Here is an 18,120-nt window from a genome sequence, read left to right as displayed (position 1 = left end):
CAAAAAGCATTCCTTCCTTCGCCTTCTCCACCCTGCTTCCAAATAAAAAAGCCCGAGTGTGCGCAGCCCAGCTTTTTCAAGCTTAGACGCGCACACTCGGGCTTTCTATTTATTGCAAGGAGACGATGTCGCCTTCCTTCAAGCCTTCAAGCACTTCTACCTTATCTCCCGCTGACATCCCGACCTTGATGTCCTGACGCTCATATTGGCCTGCGCCTTTTTCCAGCATGACATAAGACGAAGCCTGATCGCTCATAATAGCAATGGAAGGCAAAGCAAGTGCACTCTCCTTACGGCTTATCTCAATGTCGCCAGTGAGCGTCAATCCTGCAATCAAATATTCGCTTGGCTCAAGCGAAATAACAACCTCGAATTGCGCAGCTTGATTGAGGCTATTTTGATCCGTGCCGGTTTTCGCGAACTTGGATACGCGCAGCACCTTGCCTTCAAGCAAAACATCCTTCATCGCAGTCATCTTGACCTTGACCAACATATCCTGCTTAATGCGGAATACATCCTGCTCCCCGACAAGAGCGATGAATTGCAGCTTGTTCAGATCAACAATTTTGCCGATCAGCTGGTTGTCGCCAACTGCTTGCAGTTGCTTAGCCGTTTGATCAAACAGAAAAATACCATCGCCTGGTGAGCGATATTGGGATTCATTCAGCTTCAGCCGCTTTTGCGTCAGCGCTTTGCGCCCAATCGATTCCTTCACATCGTTCAGCTCCTGGTTCAAACGGGCAATTTCCTTGGCGGCCAGCGCCTTCTTGCGCTCAACCTCCGTCGCCTCAAGCATGCCCAGCTCATCTTCCGTATTCGTAACAAAAGCTTGCAGCTTTGCCTCCAGATCAGCCTTGTGCAGCTCCGCTTCCTCCTGCGTAATTTGATTTTGCAGCTCGGTCTGGTCAAGCGTGAACAATACCTCGCCCTTCTTCACCTGCTGACCGTCCTTCACTTTCCACTGCGTCACTTTGGAGCTGAAAGGCGCATAGACCGACGTTTCCTGCTCATATAGCGACTTGCCCTTAACCTGAATCGTATTGACGAGCGTCTCCTTGGTCACCTGAAATGTAATGGCCTGTGAATCGCCCGACATATCGACCATCTCCGGCGGCTTCGACATGGAGTACAGCACCACGCTTATTCCGATTAATACAATCCCGATGATGATCCATTTAATCTTTTTCTTCATCTCTTCTTCTCCCCCTGGTTCCTCGCTGGCTCAGACATGCCCTGACCATAGTGCAGGACCCCTCTAGTCTCTCTTGATTGCGGTCAATGCATCGGTACGCGAAGCGCTGACTGCCGGATAAATCCCCGATATAATGCCCGTCATCACGGCAAACGCCAGTCCGACCGGAATAGCAGACAACGGAATGAAGATGGACATATTTTCCTCGCCGGTAGACATCGATAAAATAAGGGCATTAATTCCCCATACGATCCAGTATGAAAATAAAACGCCCAGCAGTCCCCCCAGCAGTCCAAGCAGGGCTGCTTCTACAATGAACATATTTCGAATTTGCGCTAGATTGGCACCAAGCACCTTCATAATGCCGATTTGGCGGCGCCGTTGGTATGTGGACATCGTCATCGCCACAATAATGGAAATCGAGGCGATAATAAGAATGAATACGCCTGCGCCTACCGCAATGCTTTTGAACACAGCGAACTGCTCTTCAAGGGCCTCTTTTTGCAAAAGATTGGATTGGGTGTTCAAGGTGAGCTTCTTGATTTGCTCCTCCACCTGCTTCACATTTTCCTCCGCATCCACCTTGACCGTTACTTGATTGTAGGTGCCGTTAGCCGTCTCTTCACCGCTGCTTTGCATGAGCTGCTCACGCAGACTGTTCGCCGTTTCAATCGATACATAAATTTTGCGGTCATTGGAAAGCTGCATGTCGGAAACACCTTTAGGCTTCTTCAATACCCCTACGACTCGAAGGGCCTCACTGATCCTTTTCTTGTTGTCCTGATCGTAGTTCACCAGCTGAATCTGCTTCTGGTACAAGGCGGAAGGTGTAGTCATCATCGTCATATATTGGTCTTGCAGTGTTGAATCGCCTGGATTTAAATTCATGGCCTCAAACAGCTTATTCTGCTCTTCCTGATTCATTAGTCCAAGCGTCGTACCGTAACTTATTACTACAGAGTTTGGAGCATCCGACGCCGAGCCCTGCCAATACGTATTGCCGAAGGCTTCCAGACTGCTCAAATCCGTTCCAATAATTTCGGCATAGGCCTGCTTATCATCAGTAGTCGTCATTTGCATGTAGCTCAGCTGCTGCATGGCTGCTACAGCCTTTACGTGCTTAATGTTGCGCATGATTTCGACCTTTTGATCAGACAGCTTGCCCCGATTTTTCACTTCATCGCTTGCCGTGCTTTGGCTTCCGGGGCCTGCGGACGCGCCATTATCCGGCATAACCGTAATTTCATCCATTTTCAAATAGCTCGTGAGCTGGGTTTCGACAATTTTCTGCGTAGATTCTCCAATGCTCATCGCCAAAATAATAGCGGCACAACCAATTGACAAGCCAGCTGCACACAGCATGGTGACTACTTTGCGCCGTCTGACCTGATCCCATGACAGCCTCGTAAGATCGCTAACTCTCAATGGACAGCCTCCTCTACCGGATGCTTGTCCAGCTCAACAGCAGGTGACGATTTTTCAAGCAGCCCGTCGCGAAGCGTAATAATATGCTGGGTCTGCTGCGCAACCTCGCGCTCATGGGTGACGATAATAAAGGTCGTGTTCATCGTCTTGTTCAAATGCTTGAGAATGGCCAAAATCTCCTCTTCCGTCTTCGTATCCAAATTTCCCGTAGGCTCATCGGCGAAAATAACCGATGGCTCTGTAATAAGCGAGCGCGCAATACTGACACGCTGCTGCTGTCCGCCCGACAGCTGGGAAGGGAACATTTCCCCTTTATCCGGTATGCCGACCTGCTCCAGCAGCTTCAGCGCCTTCTGCTTGCGAATTGAAGGACGCGTCGATTGAAACACGAGCGGCAGCTCGATATTTTCACGAACCGTCAAGTTCGGAATGAGCTCATAGGCCTGAAAAATAAACCCGATATGCTCACGGCGGAACTCCGCCAGCTTGTTTTCATTCATATTTACGATGTTGTGGCCCGCAATATAAATGCTGCCCTCCGTCGGCTTCATCAGTCCCGCCATCAGATTAAGCAGCGTCGACTTTCCTGAGCCTGAGCTGCCCAGCAAAGCGACCATATCCCCTTTGTTTACGCGAAAATCGATCTGTTGAAGAACCAGCGTCGTCTCATTGCCGTTCTTAAATGCATGGGACAAGCCCTCTACACGAAGCAAATCCTTCACTCCCCTTGTCTCTCTAAATCTTCCCAAGCACAACGGCTGTCGCCGTCCTCTGGCGGCAACTCTCTCTACACAAAATACAGCCAAAGCGCTTGTAGCTTTAACTGTTTTATATTCCATAATTATCCTCGATATTTCAATCGTACTATAACCTCTGTAAAAGAACAATACTGCTGCCATTGCTTCCTAATCTTTAAAAAAGCTACATGAATTTTATTCCTTTCTTCATAAAAAGTAGTTACAAATTAGTTACTTAGACTCGCTAAATGAAGCTTTACACCTTAAAATTTCTATTTTTGACATGCATGCGTACTCTTTTCTGCAAAATAAAAGAAAAGCATCCCCAATTTCCAGCGAAATGGGGATGCTTTGTTGTAGCTGCGCCTGCGTATGATGCCGCCTCGCTGCTCACTGCTCCGATTTCTACAAATCTATACGCAGTAACACGCGGACGGGTTCAAAAAACATCATTATTGCTATTTAATCGCTAATCTGCTGTTTTGCACCGTAGACAGCCACTCGCGGGCGAGCAGCTCATGCCCCGCCGCTGTCGGATGAACGCCATCCCATAGCCAGTAGGCTGCACCAGTCACTTCGCTCGCTTTGTCGAACACATGCTGCACACGTACAAGAACCGCATTATACTCTGCTGCTAGAGCAGCTGTTTTTTCTTGGTATCCCTTAATGATTTGCTGCCATTCATCCCAACGCTCCAACGTCACGCCAGTTTTCAGGATGAAAGGCTCGACAAGGACGAACCTCGTCTGCGGCAGCACTTCGGCTGTCTCCTCCAGCAAATGCCGGTAAGCGCGCTCGAAACGGTCTGTTGCGCCGCTCGCTTCGCCAGACATCGTGCGCCCCGCATCATTGACGCCAATCAAAATACTGAGCACATCCGGCTTCAAGCTGAGCGCATCCTCGTTCCATCTGGCGTACAAATCAGAGACACGATTGCCGCTAATGCCCTTATTAATGAAATGGGGCGCTTTCTCCGCCAATTCATAGCCAAGGCGTGAGGCAATTAAATACGGATAGCTGTGGCCTAAAATATGATTTAAATCATCATTGCGCCCGCGCGCACCATCTGTAATGGAATCCCCTTGAAATAAAACGGTCAATTGCTGCTCGCTCATCTCATCCCAGCTCCTTAATAATGGATAAAATAATGATGCATGTTCGATTGAAAGGCTCTGCTTTATTACCTATTCAAGCCCCGGCTCCTCACGCTGCAGCTCTGCAAAGCAAGCCGCCGTCTCAAGTGCGGCATGGAAATCGCCAACCCCATCTTCGACGCACCATGCTGCGGATAGCACCATATGGCTGAAGCCATAGGCAACAACACGCTCCCGTTTGAGGCATAGGGCATCGCTAAGAATATGGACGCGATTACGCAGCAGTTTGATTCGCTCCGCCCGTGTCTCAGGCAGCTGATTCATCAGCAGCGGAATGACGCCATAAGCCGCTTCGCCGATGACGCCCTTAGGATCAATCGCCAGCCAGCCGGCAGATGCTTCACCCTCTCGCATGGCGGACAAAATATTGCCCTGATGCAGATCGCCATGCAGCAGCAGCTGCGGCTCGCTCTTGCCCGTGGCGAATAGCTGGCCGAACGTCAGCTGAGCCTGCCGGACGAGCGGCTCCGGCAGCGGCCCGGTGCCGCCATCATGGCGCTGGCGCAGCCGCTCCAGCCCGCGCGCCCACTGTAGAGCCGTAGGGAAGCTTACGCCTTCGGCCGCTTCCCCCACAGCCGCTGCGTCCGCTGCTGGCACAGCCAGCTTACGCATCACTTCCGCAGCGATGCGGACGGCCGCCGCATCGTCTGCCACTTCCGAGAGCAGCTGTCCCGGCCTCAGCCGCTCCAGCAGCATAACACCGCGCTCTGCATCCGATGCCAGCAGGCGAACCGCTCCGCGCCCTTCGTACAGCTGAAGCGCGGCCAGCTCGGTTCGGCTTTCTCTGCACGGCACGCCCAGCTTCAGCACAGCCTCGCTTCCGTCCTTCCGCAGCGCCGGAAGCACCAGATTAAAGGTCAGCTCGTACGGCGATCGATCCGCCAGCTGCAGCTCCCACTGCTCCGCGCAGCTTGCCAGCAGCGCATCCAGCTCCGCAAGCCACTGCTCGCCGCGTTCTCCATGTACGCTAATGACAGTCTGCATCCATGCTGATGGCCATCTCATCTCTGCTGACCTCTCCCTCTCTTTTCGCTTCTAGCCGCATTCAAGGCACACTCGCCTCAGCTATTTCCTGCTACACTAATACAGGCTGCACATACACGGGCCCAGATACCGTAACGGAATGTCCGGTATACACAGGCAGCCCTGTTGCCGCATCTACGCGGAATACAGCCAAATTATTCGTGTCGCGGTTAGCCGCGATAATATATTGGCCACCCGGCACAAAAGCAAAATGGCGTGGGTGCTCGCCCTCAATCGGCACATGACCAGCAAGGGTAAGCTTGCCGTCTGCTTCATTAATGGCGTACACTACGAAACTGTCGTGCCCTCGATTCGAGCCGTATACATATTTGCCATCCTCGGAAACGGCAATTTCGGCGCATGTATTTTCACCGTCAAAATCAGCAGGAAGCGTTGGAACAGTTGCCAGCGCCGCAAGCGTACCCGCCTCAGCATCGTAACGGAACGCGGTAACCGTCGAATCTACTTCATTAATGACATACGCGAATTGACCATTGGGGTGAAAAGCCATATGCCTCGGGCCAGCGCCGCCATGAAGCACGGTCTCGCCGTGGAAAACCAGCTTTTGCGCTTGGTCATCAATGCGATAAGCCATAATACGGTCAATGCCCAGATCCGGCGAGAACAGGTAGCGGCCGTCCGGGCTGAATTGTATGCTGTGGGGATGCGGCTGATTTTGCCGCTCCGGGTGCTGGCCTACTCCCGTATGCTGGGCGATATCGAGCAGTTCTCCTACCTCTCCATTGTCCGTCAGCGCAACAAGGCTGATTCTGCCGCCATGGTAGCTCGACAGCAGCAAATAGCGATTGGATGGATCGCGTTGAATATGGCAAGCCGGAGCCGTAATCCCTTCGCTGCGGTTAAGCTCGGTCAATGCTGTTTTGTCCGTGTCGATGGCAAAAGCTACAGCGTCGCCAATTTTGGCGCCTGCTGCGGATACCCCTTCTGCAATGGCATACAGCCGTTTGCTTGGAATATCGACATTCAGAAACGTAGGATTTTTGAGTCCGGATACTTCATCCAGCAGCGACAGCTTGCCTTCCTTTTCATCAAAAGCATACGCATATACGCCGCTCGCCGCAGCCTCTGCATAGGACCCGACAAATACGACAACTCGTTCATTATGTACAGACACGATTATATTCCTCCTTCAAATTAGCGGGACCTGTCCCGCTGCGTGTAAGGGCTGACGTTATGGCAGCGGAGCTCACAGCTTGCCTTGCCAGCTTTCCCGCATTAAAGCTTTCCCTCCTATTGTACTAGCAGTCTGCGCACAAACCAAGTGCTGTTGCTACGGTTTTTATCTCTCCTGAACAAACGGCTGTTATGCTGCACAATGTTGCAACAGGCTGCTGGCTGGTCTATCATAGCGCTAGGGCATACCGCCTTTATAAGGTTTAATTTTAATGGGCAAAGGAGTCTGAGGATGGCGATAAACCGTAAATTGATAACGGATGCGGATTTCGAGGAGGCACTCCAGCGGGAGCTTCGGCTGCGCGTCTTTGAAAATGATTATATTGTGTGCTCCGGCGGAAACATCGTCCGTTTCGACGATACGCAGGTCGTCATTCAGACGAGCGTCAGCGATATCACTTATTTTTCCCGGGAGCAATGCGAGTTTTTTGAAATGAAACGCAAATAGCCGCTTGTCTGCGGCTCGATCATCGCTTGCAGCCGGGAAAGCGCTCGCCTTTCCTTACGTCTGCAACCGTACTATAATTAAGTAATAAGCTTGGAAAAAGCAACAACCCTAGCTTTTCGCAGCATTATGCGGCCGTAGATGCAATCTACTCCCGCATGATGGTGCGAAATTTTGCCGTTAAAGGAGATTGCGCCTGATGGACGCTGGCCCAAACATTTTAATTATGACCCCCGTCACAGCTGAGAAGGATGCGGTTTGTCGAGGCTTGCAAAACAACCCGCGCTTTCATGTGACAGAAGCCGGAGTTGGCCCAGCGGAAGCCGCTGTCCGCACGACACTCGCTCTCACACGGGGCAGCTATGATCTCGTCATTTGCATGGGAATCGCCGGAGGCTTTCCCGGCCGCGCAGCCGTTGGCTCGCTCGTCATAGCCGATGCCATCATTGCCGCCGATCTTGGGGCAGAGACACCGGATGGCTTCAGCAGCCTGGACACCCTTGGCTTCGGTTCTTCTACAATCGAGGCTGGCGCACAAGCCTCCGCTTTAGCCGCAGCACTCGCTCAGGCTGGCCTTGCTGCAGCGCTGGCCCCCATTTTAACGTTGTCGACCGTCACCGGAACTGCCGCCACCGCCCAAGCGCTGAGCGAGCGCTTTCCTCGCGCCGCCGCTGAAGCGATGGAGGGCTTTGGCGTTGCAGCAGCTGCACAAAGCTTTGGCATTCCCGTTCTTGAAATTCGCGCCATTTCGAATGCGATCGGCCCAAGGGACCGCAGCGCATGGCGAATTGGCGAAGCTTTGCAGGCTTTGGAAGCTGCGGGCTCCACACTATTGGAGGTGCTTGTATGAAAATCGCTTTTTCTCCATGTCCGAACGATACTTTCGTCTTCCACGCTTGGGCGCACGGGCTTATCCCGGATGCACCAGAGCTGGAAATTACGTATGCCGATATCGACATTACCAATCGTCTGGCAGCCAGCGGCGACAGCCCGCTTGATGTGCTGAAAGTTTCCTACGCCGCCCTCCCTTGGGTGCTGGAAGATTATGCGCTGCTTCCATGCGGCGGTGCGCTGGGCAGAGGCTGCGGCCCGCTCGTCCTGACAGCTGGAACCCGCACGGATGCGGCAGCATTATCAGGCAAACGCGTAGCAGTGCCAAGCGACCGTTCCACCGCTTACTTGCTGTTCAGGCTTTGGGCGGCGAAGCACGTTCCCGGCGGGGTCGGCGATATCGTCATCATGCCATTCCATGAAATTATGCCTGCCGTTCGCGACGGACATATCGATGCTGGCCTTGTCATTCATGAAGCGCGCTTCACGTATCCAAGCTTTGGCCTATCCATGATGACGGATCTTGGCAGCTGGTGGGAATCGGATACGGGACTGCCTATACCGCTCGGTGCCATCATCGCCCGCCGCTCGCTCGATTTGCCAGCCATCACGAAGTGGATTCAGGCCTCAGTCGCTTATGCATGGGCGAATCCAGAAGCGCCTCGCGATTACGTCATGCAGCATGCCCAAGAGATGGACGCTGCCGTAGCGAAGGCGCACATTGATCTATACGTGAATGACTTTACCGCCAATCTCGGCGATAGCGGATATGAGGCGATAACGACGCTGCTGAATCGCGCTGCGCAGGAAGGGCTCGTGCCAGCCATCGATCCTGAGCTGCTGAAATTTCAGCCTTAGCTTAGGACGGGCTATTGTTACGTGTGATGCTTACTCGTTGTGAAAATATAGGCTCGTCGAATTACGTCCCGATATCCTGATCGGAATCGTCCCATTTTTTCGAATACGCTTTTTTTGTCACCCAAAGTGTCATCCATGTCAGCAATATAACGATTAAGCCTGAAAAAATCCAAACGCCTATAGGCACATTCATTCGCTGCTTCCTCCCTTTCGTCTCTTTTCCTACTATCATACAGGAGAATCGGCGGGGGGAACAGTCCTTACGAAAGAGCTTGACGAATGGCCTTCCTTTTAGTATATTTGGAAATAATTATTTGAATAGCAGCGGCTTACGATGGAAGCACCCGTAAGAGAAGACGCCTCAGGCGTCCTTCTTGCGGGTGCTTTTTTGCGTGCATTCGGGACTATGCCCTTTATCGCTGCCCTTCAACGTCTTTCATTTCCACCATTTTAAAGGAGGGCTCCACTATGTTTATTTTCAAGCCGCTGCATGTATTCACTGCTCTAATCGCATTATCCTTATTTCTGACGCTGCCATCACTCTCCACCGCTGCCACGTCGCTCTTGCCTTTTTCGCCCACCGTTCAGACGGCCTTTGACAAACTGACCACGGGTGCTGACTCTTCATCAGCCTCCCAGCTCAAGAAGCAATATGACAGCCTGCTGTCTGCCCAGCAGCAGGAAGACGCTTGGGAAGGCAAAATTACCGCCAGCCATTATCGCAATGAAGAGGCGCTTGTTGCCATTCGGCAGCGCATCAAGCAATTGAATGAGGAGAAGCTTGCCAAGCTGGCAGCTGACGTTAAGCAGACGAAGGAGCATTATCAGCCGCTATTTGAGCTGTACGCTTCGCTGAGGAAGCAGCAGGAAGCCGCCAAGCTGCTGCAAAGCAAGGAGCTGAATGCCGTGATGAAGGCGCAGCTGGAGCAAACAAAGCAAGCCGTCCAGCTCGCCAAGCTGGATATTAAAAATAAGAGCGAGGCCTACAGCAAGCTTAAAGCCGCCACTGTGTTGAAAGCGAAGCAGACGCGCGCCTTATTGGAGACTGCTTCCTCGCAGCGCATCAAAATCCGCTCCGCCAAAAGCAGCATATCCAGCAGCCGCAAGCTTATTACGGCCGAAGGCAAGCTATTGACCCAAGCTGTGAAGAAAGGCGATGCCGCAGCCGCTTCGCGCTCCTTCGCTAAGCTGCTGACGCTGCAGCAAAGCATTCTGGATAAAAAGCAGGCGATCTACAGCAGCGAGGAACAGATTGCCGCTATTATTACAAAGGCGAATGCACTGCTCGCTTCATAAGGCACCGTCCATCTATTTTTATCCATAGCAAACACCCCTTAGAATATCATCGAACTAACCAGCTGGTTATCCCATGTTTATTCTAGGGGGTGAATGGGGTGAATTTCATCCTATTTATTGTTTAATGAGACGCTTAAATAAATGGTCTGCGGTCCAATACCAATTGCAGGGGCCGATCCGTAAGGACAAGCTCTGGAACCAGCTGTTGAATGACTGCAAGGCCGCTTACAGCGCCGCAGAGCGAATGCAAATCTTCGAACGGCTCTGCTGGCGATTGTTCGCCCAGCTTCTCGATATAGGCAAGGAAAGGTGCTGCCGATTCCCGAACAACAGCGAGCACTTCCTCGCGGCGATAGGACGTTTGCTTCAGGCAGCAGCCCAGCACGTAAACCCAATCGATTTCGAAAAAGGAAAGCTGCTCCTTCGGCTGCTCCCACCGCTCGCTGCGGAACAAGGCGATGCAAGTATCGACCAATGCCTCCACATAAGGAATAGGCTGCTCGCGATAAGCCATATTAAACAGGTAATGAAAGCTGCCAGCCAAATGGTGGAAGAGCGGCGCACCGCGCAGCTCGCCATCTCCATCAACCATGCAGCCTTTGCGCCATAAGCCCGTTGCCGGATCGGCCTGCTCCTTCAACCAGTCGAAGTACCAGGCTTCCCACGCAGCGTCTACTTCCTGCGCGAGCACCAGACTTGCGAAGACGCCGGAGCCCTTCTGCGATTCTCCCCAAGGCTGCTGTACCCAATCCAGCTGCTCCAGCAATTCGTAAAGCCCTTCTTTGCTTCTATAGGCTGCAAATTGCTGAAGCGGATATAGTGGCTTTCCATCAAAAAGCTCCAAAGCCGATATTGCGAACGCCGCGCTATGCAGCTCATTATGGTAAAGCCCGCGGAACATGCCGCTGCCTTGCTCCTGAAAGCTTTGCAGCGCCTGCTGCCATGCGGATTTTTCCGCTTCTGCCTCCGGCAGCCCGTTCACCGTGTATAGCAGATTGGCGGCATCCGCCGTCCCATACACATCGCTCCGGCCTGCCTGCTTGTCCGCATGAAGGAAGCGTTCGTAGAACATCCCATTCGCATCCTTGGCGAGGTGAGCATCAAGCGTCAGCAGCACCCGATTGATGAATGGTTGCGCCTTTATAGCCATTGCCTCATCCCCCTCCTTTGCCTATAGCAAGATCTGATCGATCAGCGTCAGCTCTTCATCGGTGAAATGAGCAACAGCAAGCGCCTGTACGGCATCTTCAATCTGGCTGACTTTGCTGGCACCAATAAGCGCGGAAGTCACTCGTCCGCCACGCAGCACCCATGCCAGCGCCATTTGCGACAGCTTCTGGCCGCGGCCGGCTGCCATTTCGTTCAACTTGCGCAGCTTAACGATAAGCTCATCGGTAATTTCCTCTGGACGCAGAAACACGCTTGGGCCAGCCGCACGCGAATCTGGAGCAATGCCATTCAAATAGCGATCGCTCAACATCCCTTTCGCAAGCGGGGAAAATACGATGGAGCCAATCCCCTCTTCTTCCAGCACGTCCAGCAAGCCATCCTCAACGTGGCGATTAATCATCGAGTAGCTCGGCTGGTGAATCAGACAAGGCGTACCCAGCTGCTTCAAAATGCGCGATGCCTCACGCGTCTGCTCCGGCTTATAGTTGGACAAGCCAACATACAGCGCTTTGCCTTGGCGCACAATCAGATCAAGCGCAGCCATCGTTTCTTCCAGCGGCGTATTTGGATCTGGACGGTGATGATAGAAAATATCGACATAATCGAGTCCCATGCGCTTCAAGCTTTGGTCAAGGCTCGACACCAAATATTTTTTGGAGCCAAAATCGCCGTAAGGCCCTTCCCACATGCCGTAACCGGCTTTTGTCGAAATGATCAATTCGTCGCGGTAAGCCCCAAAGTCGGCTTTCAAAATGCTGCCGAACGTTTGCTCAGCAGAGCCCGGAGGCGGTCCGTAGTTATTCGCCAGGTCGAAATGCGTTATACCAAGGTCGAATGCCCGTTTAACCATTTCTCTGCCTTTCTCTACGGAATCAATACCGCCAAAATTATGCCACAGCCCTAACGAAATAGCAGGCAGCTTCAATCCGCTTCTCCCACTGCGGTTATATGTCATAGTGTCATATCGATTATGACTTGCCAAATAGCTCATTCATTTGTTCCTCCTCAGGTTTAATATAAACCTATTGTACCGAGAAACGACTATGAATCCTATGTCAGCAAGGATGATGTTTATGGAATAATGTCCTTTTTTAAAACATAGGAAGTATATGATTTTTCCATCCATTCTCTATATTTCTACACAAAACAGCAGCTTTGCCACCAGAGGGCGGCTTCAGCCGTTTACGCTTGTAAAATAACTATTCAAAATTGCGCGGAGGTGTTCCCTTTACCTTTTTGAACATTTTAGAAAAAAGCAGCGCATCTTGATACCCTACGGAACGCGCCACCTCACTGATGCTGTAGATGCCCTTCCCTAACAGCTCACAAGCTTTATTCATCCGATAGTTAAGCAAATACTGCTGCGGCGGCATGCCCACAGCCTCTTTAAACAGAAAAGACAAATATTTGCGATCCAGGCCGAGTACGTCAGCGAGCTGCTCCATCGTAATTCGTTCACTGTAATGGGCGTGCAGAAATTCCATGCTTCGGTGAATGTAGGCTTCCTGCTTGCGCGCGGCATTGCTGCTATTGCTTTCCGTTAAAGGAACCAACTCGACAAGCAGCGATAAAAACTCATATAAAATGGCTTGAAGGCGCAAATCACTGCTGGCTTGGTGGGATACAGCTTCCGTCAACTGGTCATACAACGTCGGCATCAGCTTCATATCCATGGGAAATACGGGGTTTTCTGGCGTAATCGATGTCCGGGCGATGATTTGGGCAGCCTGCTCTCCAAAAAAACCGATCCAGGAGTACGTCCACGGGTCCTTCTCGTCCGATTCATAAGAAATAAGCACCTGCGGATAAATGAGGAAGGCTTGTCCGGCTGTAAGCGTGTAGGTTTTGCCCGCTACCTTCACAGTCCCTTTTCCTTTATGAATGAAATGCAGTTTAAAGTTTTCCCTTACGATTGGCCCTATGAGATGACAAGGCTTGCATGCCTCTTTGCCCCAATAAAGCAAATACATATCCGGGCCATCACGAAAGGGACGCTCCGGATTATACTGAAACACTGCCATGATGACCTTCATCCCTCTCTACGCTATCTTGCATCGTGATGTGGCGAACGACTGCTGCAACAAGGCAATACCACTCATGATTTCTCTATATAAAAACAGCCCCTACTGGGGGCGCTGCTTTTTGGATGCTTTCCGATAATAATAGCACAGTTTTCAAACATCTGACACAATTAAACGGATGCAATTTTTTAATAATAAATGCCCTTTTCAGCCTTAGCTTTTCACATGATTGAATGAATTTACACCGTATTAAACAATGTTTGATTATAAAAATATCATTTTTATTCGATTTCAATTGAATTCACTAAAAAAAGCAGGGTGAGGTTTTCCTCTCCCTGCTTTTATGATTTTCTTACTGTGCAATTTTACTCAGCTTTGCTGACCCAGAGCATTCCTTATTCGTGACCTTCGAATAAAGCGGCTAATTTCTCAATCGCCTGATCCTCGTCCGGACCTTCAGCCGTGAGCTTGATCGGCGTACCCTTCATAATATCGAGCGCCATTAAGCCCAAAATGCTTTTGCCATCGGAAATAATGTTTTTCGCTTGCCAAATGACGCGGATCTCGGATTCGAAGGAAGAAGCAAGCGTCGTAAATTCTTTTGCAAACAACACATTAAAGCCGTTTTGCTTCGTTAACGTATCATGCGATTTCATCTTTGTCAGCACCTTTCATTCAGAGTATGTGTTTGCAGCTTTGTATTAAGCTTTTTTAACAGCTTTCAATTCAGCTACAATTTGCGGATACAATTTATCCAGCTTGTGGAAATACAAAATGACCATCTGCAAAATCCCTAAAATAATCGGCAAGTAAATAAACATGAAGTGAATCGCGCTGCTTGCGGAAGAGCTGATTGTCTCTTGTCCTCCGATATAACCGCCAATCGCCAGACCCCAGCCAATAATAGCTGCGCCCAGACCGCTGCCCGCTTTCGTACCAAAGCTTCCTGCGCTGTATACGAGTCCTTCTGTACGCACACCTGTTTTCCATTCGCCATATTCTACGGTATCGGCCAGCATGGCGAAAATCGTACCCAGAATTGGCGTCATGCCAAGCGCCTTGACCACCAAGCCAATGATTACAAATGTAACATTCGTTGGATCAATCAATATAACCAGCGAGCCTAAAATCATAATAAAGCTGCCGACAAGCGCCACATTCCGTTTGCCATACTTCTTGATAAGTGGAGCAATCAAGAACAAACCGACCGCAATAGGAATCAATCCGGCAAAGCTGAGAAGGCCCAGCAGTTCGGCATCATTCAACATGTACTGTGCGTAATAAATATTCAAACCATTCATGCCGTAGTTTGTGTAAACAGTGACAGCGAATAGCAGCATAATCGCCCAATATTTATTGCGGAATAGCGCTCCCAAGCCTTGCTTGAACGGAATTTCTTTTTGCGACACGGAAGGCTTTACGCGCTCACGCGTCGATTTAAAGGTAATGAAGAACATAATGAGAGATAAAACGCCATAAATCGTGAAGGTCAATATCCAGCCTTTTTCGCCGCCGCCAAATACTTTAACAAGCGGTTGCGTCGCGAAGCTGACGCCGATTGCCCCTGCAAGCGCACCAAGCATACGAACGATATTGAGCACCGAACGCTGATAGCCGTCCTGCGTAACAAGCGAGTTCAACACCCCATATGGAATGTTAATGAACGAATAAATAAAATTCATGAGCAAATAAGTAACATAGGCATACACGAGCGCTCCGCCCGGTCCGACATCAGGGAACGTAAAGAGCAATACGCCTGAAGCGGCGAATGGAATCATCATCCATAGCAGCCATGGACGAGCTTTGCCATGCTTATTTTTCGTTTTGTCTACCAATGCCCCTACTCCGACGTCAAGGAAGGCATCCAATATGCGGGCAATCAGCATCATCGTTCCGATTGCGCCTGCGGCAAGTCCCATTACGTCCGTATAATAATACGTTAGAAACGTAGCCGCCCCTGTAAAGATAAGGTTGCTGGCTGCATCACCAAAACCATAACCAATTCGTTCCGACCATCTTACTTTATGGTACGCGTCGTCTTGAACGCCACTTGCTGTCTGATTCGCACTCATCGCACATTCTCCTCTTGTACCTAGCTTTAAACGCTAATTTATAAGCTGTTCAGCTCTTTAATTAATTGGTCAAGCATGTCTTTGGTGAAGCCATCGCCGCCGAATGCCATCAGGTTGCGAAGCGGCATGTATTGCATCATTTTGACCATCATTTCCGCATGGGCATCGTCTTCATCAACGCCGCCGAGCGGGCTGTTCTCTTGGAATTTCTTCATATATGGCTGCAAAATGACAGTCGCTTCTTCATTGTTATACAAGTCGCCCAGTGTCGTATTTTGCGTATAATGCTTTTTCAATTTAACGGTAGATTCAACTGCAAGCGTCGCTTCAAGAACGATTTCCTGCGAGGAATGCCCAATCAAAATAGCGAATTCGCCGCTTTCCACATGCCAATCCTTAATATCCACATTGTAGTAGGCGAAAGAACGTTTATTGAGCACGAAGCTCACCGTTTTTGTCTCGCCCGGCGCGAGCGCAACCTTTTTAAAGCCCTTCAGCTCTTTCTCTGGGCGAATTACGGTGCTTGCTACATCCTTCACATAAAGCTGCACCACTTCTTTGCCTGCTACACTGCCTGTATTGGTCACATTGACCGTTACTTCTACCTCGTCTGTATCCTTGATGCTCGCTGCGCTTAGCTTTAAGTCGCTGTAAGCAAATGTCGTGTAGCTCAGGCCATAGCCAAACGGGAACAGAACATCTAGTTCCTTTTTGTCATAATAACGGTAGCCTACGAAGATGCCCTCTTTGTATTCAACGCGGTCGCCTTCGCCCGGGAAGTTCAGGAATGAAGGGTTGTCGCTAAGCTTCAGCGGGAACGTCTCTGCCAGCTTGCCGGAAGGATTCACTTCTCCAAACAATAAATCTGCAACGGCTCCGCCAACGGCCTGTCCACCCAAATAACCTTCAAGCACAGCATCGACTTGATCCAGCCACGGCAGCAGCACCGCTGATCCATTGAGCAGCACAACAACGACGCGGCCTTGAACGCTGGCAACGGCCTCGATCAGCTTGTTTTGATTTTCAGGCAGGTTAAGATGCTCACGGTCATACCCTTCTGATTCATAACGGTCAGGCAAGCCTGCAAAAATGACAGCAACCTCCGCCTCGCTTGCAGCGCGCTTCGCTTCTTCGATCAACGCTTCATCAATGGCATCATCACCTGCGTGATAGCCTTGCGCATAAACAACTGCCGATGCATCGCTAACGAGCGCCTTAATTTCTTCAACTGGGTTATCCAGCTTTGTCGGTACAATATGCGAGCTGCCGCCGCCTTGGAATCTTGGCTTCTCGGCAAAAGCGCCGATAACTGCTACGCGGCTGTTTCTCGCAAGTGGAAGCAAACCGCCTTTATTCTTAAGCAATACCATGCTCTCGCTGGCAACGGTTCTTGCCAATTGGTGATGCGCGTTTTTGTCATACGTAGCATCCTTAACTTTCTCATCTACCGATTTGAAAATAATGCGAAGCAGACGCGTTACCGCGCGATCCAAAGCTTCCTGCGTCAATGTGCCATTGCTGATCGCATCAAGAACCTTCTTCTCGCCTACGCCATTGCTTGCCGGCATTTCCAGCTCCATGCCTGCCGCAAGCGACAGATCGCGCTCATTAACTGCGCCCCAGTCAGAGACGACAAAGCCTTCATGGCCCCACTCATCCTTCAAAATATCGGTAAGCAGCTTTACATTCTCGGAAGCAAATACGCCATTCACTTGATTGTACGAGCACATAACCGTCCAAGGCTGCGCTTTTTTCACCGCGCCCTCGAAGCTTGCCAAATAAATTTCGCGAAGCGTACGCTCGTCAACAACTGCATCCGTCGACATGCGGCGATGCTCCTGATTGTTTACGGCGAAATGCTTCAGCGACGTTCCGACGCCTTGGCTTTGCACACCGTTGATATGGCCTGCTGCCATCTCGGAGGACAAATAAGGATCTTCGGAAAAATATTCGAAGTTGCGTCCGCAAAGCGGGGAGCGTTTAATGTTCACGCCTGGCCCAAGCAAGACGGCAACATCTTCTGCCTGGCATTCTTCACCAAGCGCAACGCCGACTTTGCCAATCAGCTCTTCATCCCATGAGCAGGCAAGTCCAGCTGCAGAAGGGAAGCAGGTTGCCGGCACACTGTCGAAAATGCCCAGATGATCCGCACCCGTTTGCTGTTTGCGCAAGCCGTGTGGTCCATCCGTTACCATAATGGAAGGCACGCCTAGACGTTCGACACCTTTCAAATGCCAAAAATCAAGCCCCGAGCATAGTCCGGCTTTTTCCTCCAGCGTCATTTGAGCTACGATATCCTGAATGTTTCTCGTCAATGTAAAAACCTCCAATTCGATATAGGTGATGATGAGTTCCTGTTCTACCCTACAGAAAAAAATGGATGACTACGAAGTATAACTTGCTCCTATCCCCATTTCTTTATCAACTAATTTAAGTATAGTGCGTTTGTTTAGCGCTTTCCTTCCCTCGTTTCACTGAAAACAATGTCACTTTTTATGATTATCTTTTTGCCTCTTTCTTACTCTTTCAAAAAGAAAATAAAAAAGGCCATATGGCCGCCGCCTTCTGCAAAAAAAAAAGACCTCCGCCGATTAAAATGTACCCTATAAGATGGACACTTTAAAAAGGTCATCTTGTAGGGTCTTTTTTGTGTACAATAAATAAAAAACGAGCGGTGGTCGAAGCGGATGTCTAAAAAATGC

General features: G+C 50.5%; 17 protein-coding genes. 4 read left to right on the top strand and 13 right to left on the bottom strand.

From position 1 onward, the window contains the following. Positions 1–109: 109 nt before the first annotated feature. From AC6B99_RS23960 to AC6B99_RS23935, 6 genes are all read right to left on the bottom strand, one after another. On the bottom strand, positions 110–1,192 hold the full coding sequence (locus AC6B99_RS23960; protein ID WP_494863785.1) for an efflux RND transporter periplasmic adaptor subunit: 1,083 nt from the start codon (positions 1,190–1,192) through the stop codon (positions 110–112). Between the two features lie 63 nt (positions 1,193–1,255). After that, positions 1,256–2,617 (bottom strand): ABC transporter permease, encoded by a 1,362-nt coding sequence (locus AC6B99_RS23955; protein WP_056031981.1) that lies wholly within the window; start codon positions 2,615–2,617, stop codon positions 1,256–1,258. Then, positions 2,614–3,330 (bottom strand): ABC transporter ATP-binding protein, encoded by a 717-nt coding sequence (locus AC6B99_RS23950; protein WP_056033019.1) that lies wholly within the window; start codon positions 3,328–3,330, stop codon positions 2,614–2,616. The genes AC6B99_RS23955 and AC6B99_RS23950 overlap by 4 nt, the downstream gene beginning before the upstream one ends. Before the next feature lie 482 nt (positions 3,331–3,812). Next, positions 3,813–4,469 carry an SGNH/GDSL hydrolase family protein gene (locus AC6B99_RS23945; protein ID WP_056031984.1) on the bottom strand — a complete coding sequence of 219 codons (657 nt, stop codon included), beginning with the start codon at positions 4,467–4,469 and terminating at the stop codon, positions 3,813–3,815. Between the two features lie 69 nt (positions 4,470–4,538). Further along, on the bottom strand, positions 4,539–5,513 hold the full coding sequence (locus tag AC6B99_RS23940) for an aminoglycoside phosphotransferase family protein (RefSeq protein ID WP_494879055.1): 975 nt from the start codon (positions 5,511–5,513) through the stop codon (positions 4,539–4,541). 70 nt (positions 5,514–5,583) lie between these two features. Next, on the bottom strand, positions 5,584–6,666 hold the full coding sequence (locus AC6B99_RS23935) for a beta-propeller fold lactonase family protein (RefSeq protein ID WP_494863774.1): 1,083 nt from the start codon (positions 6,664–6,666) through the stop codon (positions 5,584–5,586). Positions 6,667–6,957: 291 nt separating this feature from the next. Here AC6B99_RS23935 and AC6B99_RS23930 point away from each other — a divergent pair, with 291 nt between their 5' ends. From AC6B99_RS23930 to AC6B99_RS23920, 3 genes are all read left to right on the top strand, one after another. Continuing rightward, positions 6,958–7,173 (top strand): hypothetical protein, encoded by a 216-nt coding sequence (locus tag AC6B99_RS23930; protein ID WP_341280655.1) that lies wholly within the window; start codon positions 6,958–6,960, stop codon positions 7,171–7,173. 196 nt (positions 7,174–7,369) lie between these two features. Continuing rightward, positions 7,370–8,020, top strand: a complete 651-nt coding sequence (locus tag AC6B99_RS23925; RefSeq protein WP_496664401.1) for a futalosine hydrolase — start codon at positions 7,370–7,372, stop codon at positions 8,018–8,020. After that, positions 8,017–8,859 (top strand): 1,4-dihydroxy-6-naphtoate synthase, encoded by an 843-nt coding sequence (locus tag AC6B99_RS23920; protein WP_056031998.1) that lies wholly within the window; start codon positions 8,017–8,019, stop codon positions 8,857–8,859. Before AC6B99_RS23925 ends, AC6B99_RS23920 begins: the two co-directional genes overlap by 4 nt. A gap of 61 nt (positions 8,860–8,920) precedes the next feature. On the opposite strand, the gene AC6B99_RS23915 is transcribed toward AC6B99_RS23920, so the two are convergent. Further along, positions 8,921–9,052, bottom strand: a complete 132-nt coding sequence (locus AC6B99_RS23915; protein ID WP_257790767.1) for a hypothetical protein — start codon at positions 9,050–9,052, stop codon at positions 8,921–8,923. Between the two features lie 275 nt (positions 9,053–9,327). Between AC6B99_RS23915 and AC6B99_RS23910 the strand changes: the two genes are divergently transcribed. Continuing rightward, positions 9,328–10,155, top strand: coding sequence for a hypothetical protein (locus AC6B99_RS23910; protein ID WP_494863767.1), 828 nt, complete (start codon positions 9,328–9,330; stop codon positions 10,153–10,155). Positions 10,156–10,288: 133 nt separating this feature from the next. Here the strand turns inward: AC6B99_RS23910 and AC6B99_RS23905 are convergent, their stop codons facing one another. From AC6B99_RS23905 to AC6B99_RS23880, 6 genes are all read right to left on the bottom strand, one after another. After that, complete coding sequence (locus AC6B99_RS23905; RefSeq protein WP_494863765.1) at positions 10,289–11,305, bottom strand: hypothetical protein; 1,017 nt, start codon at positions 11,303–11,305, stop codon at positions 10,289–10,291. Between the two features lie 21 nt (positions 11,306–11,326). Further along, positions 11,327–12,316, bottom strand: coding sequence for an aldo/keto reductase (locus AC6B99_RS23900; RefSeq protein ID WP_056032007.1), 990 nt, complete (start codon positions 12,314–12,316; stop codon positions 11,327–11,329). Between the two features lie 208 nt (positions 12,317–12,524). After that, on the bottom strand, positions 12,525–13,346 hold the full coding sequence (locus AC6B99_RS23895) for an AraC family transcriptional regulator (RefSeq protein WP_099517520.1): 822 nt from the start codon (positions 13,344–13,346) through the stop codon (positions 12,525–12,527). Positions 13,347–13,741: 395 nt separating this feature from the next. Continuing rightward, positions 13,742–14,002 (bottom strand): HPr family phosphocarrier protein, encoded by a 261-nt coding sequence (locus tag AC6B99_RS23890; protein WP_056032013.1) that lies wholly within the window; start codon positions 14,000–14,002, stop codon positions 13,742–13,744. A gap of 45 nt (positions 14,003–14,047) precedes the next feature. After that, positions 14,048–15,418: a glycoside-pentoside-hexuronide (GPH):cation symporter gene (locus AC6B99_RS23885; RefSeq protein WP_494879056.1), complete on the bottom strand. Its 1,371-nt coding sequence runs from the start codon at positions 15,416–15,418 to the stop codon at positions 14,048–14,050. 38 nt (positions 15,419–15,456) lie between these two features. After that, a complete protein-coding gene (locus AC6B99_RS23880; protein ID WP_496664400.1) occupies positions 15,457–17,733 on the bottom strand; it encodes a glycoside hydrolase family 3 C-terminal domain-containing protein in 2,277 nt (758 codons plus the stop codon). Between the last annotated feature and the right edge of the window lie 387 nt (positions 17,734–18,120).

It is taken from the genome of Paenibacillus liaoningensis (genome assembly GCF_059609455.1).
The sequence above is the reverse complement of the archived record's forward strand: the minus strand, read 5'-3'. Positions and strand labels throughout refer to the sequence as shown.

Excerpts from the sequence above, each read along its gene's own strand:
- AC6B99_RS23960 (WP_494863785.1), bottom strand. The coding sequence starts at position 1,192 with ATGAAGAAAAAGATTAAATGGATCATCATCGGGATTGTATTAATCGGA.
- AC6B99_RS23945 (WP_056031984.1), bottom strand. The coding sequence starts at position 4,469 with ATGAGCGAGCAGCAATTGACCGTTTTATTTCAAGGGGATTCCATTACA.
- AC6B99_RS23940 (WP_494879055.1), bottom strand. The coding sequence starts at position 5,513 with ATGAGATGGCCATCAGCATGGATGCAGACTGTCATTAGCGTACATGGA.
- AC6B99_RS23930 (WP_341280655.1), top strand. The coding sequence starts at position 6,958 with ATGGCGATAAACCGTAAATTGATAACGGATGCGGATTTCGAGGAGGCA.
- AC6B99_RS23925 (WP_496664401.1), top strand. The coding sequence starts at position 7,370 with ATGGACGCTGGCCCAAACATTTTAATTATGACCCCCGTCACAGCTGAG.
- AC6B99_RS23920 (WP_056031998.1), top strand. The coding sequence starts at position 8,017 with ATGAAAATCGCTTTTTCTCCATGTCCGAACGATACTTTCGTCTTCCAC.
- AC6B99_RS23915 (WP_257790767.1), bottom strand. The coding sequence starts at position 9,052 with ATGAATGTGCCTATAGGCGTTTGGATTTTTTCAGGCTTAATCGTTATA.
- AC6B99_RS23910 (WP_494863767.1), top strand. The coding sequence starts at position 9,328 with ATGTTTATTTTCAAGCCGCTGCATGTATTCACTGCTCTAATCGCATTA.
- AC6B99_RS23905 (WP_494863765.1), bottom strand. The coding sequence starts at position 11,305 with ATGGCTATAAAGGCGCAACCATTCATCAATCGGGTGCTGCTGACGCTT.
- AC6B99_RS23900 (WP_056032007.1), bottom strand. The coding sequence starts at position 12,316 with ATGAGCTATTTGGCAAGTCATAATCGATATGACACTATGACATATAAC.
- AC6B99_RS23895 (WP_099517520.1), bottom strand. The coding sequence starts at position 13,346 with ATGGCAGTGTTTCAGTATAATCCGGAGCGTCCCTTTCGTGATGGCCCG.
- AC6B99_RS23890 (WP_056032013.1), bottom strand. The coding sequence starts at position 14,002 with ATGAAATCGCATGATACGTTAACGAAGCAAAACGGCTTTAATGTGTTG.
- AC6B99_RS23885 (WP_494879056.1), bottom strand. The coding sequence starts at position 15,418 with ATGAGTGCGAATCAGACAGCAAGTGGCGTTCAAGACGACGCGTACCAT.